At 47.9% G+C, this 1435-nt stretch carries 1 rRNA gene; it reads left to right on the top strand.

The features are described 5' to 3' along the window. Positions 1 to 1364: ribosomal RNA gene (locus T352_RS0105865) — 16S ribosomal RNA — on the top strand; the annotation flags it as partial. Positions 1365 to 1435 lie beyond the last annotated feature (71 nt).

Here is a 1435-nt window from a genome sequence, read left to right as displayed (position 1 = left end):
AATAGGTAATAATCCGGCATCGGAATATTATTAAAGATCCAATCAAGGATCGTTCTAGGAGGGGCCTGCGTCGCATTAGTTAGTTGGTGAGGTAATGGCTCACCAAGACTGTGATGCGTAGCCGGACTGAGAGGTTGAACGGCCACACTGGGACTGAGACACGGCCCAGACTCCTACGGGAGGCAGCAGTAGGGAATTTTCGGCAATGGGGGAAACCCTGACCGAGCAACGCCGCGTGAATGACGAAGCTCTTTTTGAGTGTAAAATTCTTTTATTAGGGAAGAATGACATATAAAGGAAATAGTATATGTGTGACGGTACTTAATGAATAAGCCCCGGCTAACTATGTGCCAGCAGCCGCGGTAATACATAGGGGGCGAGCGTTATCCGGAATTATTGGGCGTAAAGGGTGAGTAGGCGGTAAATTAAGTTTGGGGTTTAAACACAGTGCTCAACGCTGTGGCGCTTCAAAAACTGATTTACTAGAGTTAGACAGAGGCAAGTGGAATTCCATGTGTAGCGGTAAAATGCGTAAATATATGGAGGAACACCAGTGGCGAAGGCGGCTTGCTGGGTCTGGACTGACGCTGAGGCACGAAAGCGTGGGGAGCAAACAGGATTAGATACCCTGGTAGTCCACGCCGTAAACGATGAGTACTAAGTGTCGGAAGAATTCGGTGCTGTAGTTAACGCAATAAGTACTCCGCCTGAGTAGTACGTGCGCAAGCATGAAACTCAAAGGAATTGACGGGACCCCGCACAAGCGGTGGATCATGTTGTTTAATTCGAAGATACGCGAAGAACCTTACCAGGTCTTGACATCCCCTGCAAAGCTATAGAGATATAGTGGAGGTTACCAGGGTGACAGGTGGTGCATGGTTGTCGTCAGCTCGTGTCGTGAGATGTTGGGTTAAGTCCCGTAACGAGCGCAACCCTCGTTGCTAGTTGCCATCATTAAGTTGGGGACTCTAGCGAGACTGCCAGTGATAAACTGGAGGAAGGTGGGGATGACGTCAAATCATCATGCCCCTTATGACCTGGGCTACAAACGTGATACAATGGCTGGAACAAAAGGAAGCGAAGGAGCGATCTGGAGCAAAACCTCTAAAAACAGTCTCAGTTCGGATTGAAGTCTGCAACTCGACTTCATGAAGCTGGAATCGCTAGTAATCGTGGATCAGAACGCCACGGTGAATACGTTCTCGGGGTTTGTACACACCGCCCGTCAAACCACGAAAGTTAACAATACCCAAAACCGGTGGCCTAACCATTTATGGAGGGAGCCGTCTAAGGTAGGGTTGATGATTGGGGTTAAGTCGTAACAAGGTATCCGTACCGGAAGGTGCGGATGGATCACCTCCTTTCTAAGGAGTAAAACTAAAATTACAATCAATATACATTCTCATCATATTCAGTTTTGAAGGATTTTCCTTCT

The sequence above is a fragment of the Haploplasma modicum ATCC 29102 genome (assembly GCF_000687835.1).
GTDB lineage: Bacteria > Bacillota_I > Bacilli_A > Acholeplasmatales > Acholeplasmataceae > Haploplasma > Haploplasma modicum.
The sequence above is the reverse complement of the archived record's forward strand: the minus strand, read 5'-3'. Positions and strand labels throughout refer to the sequence as shown.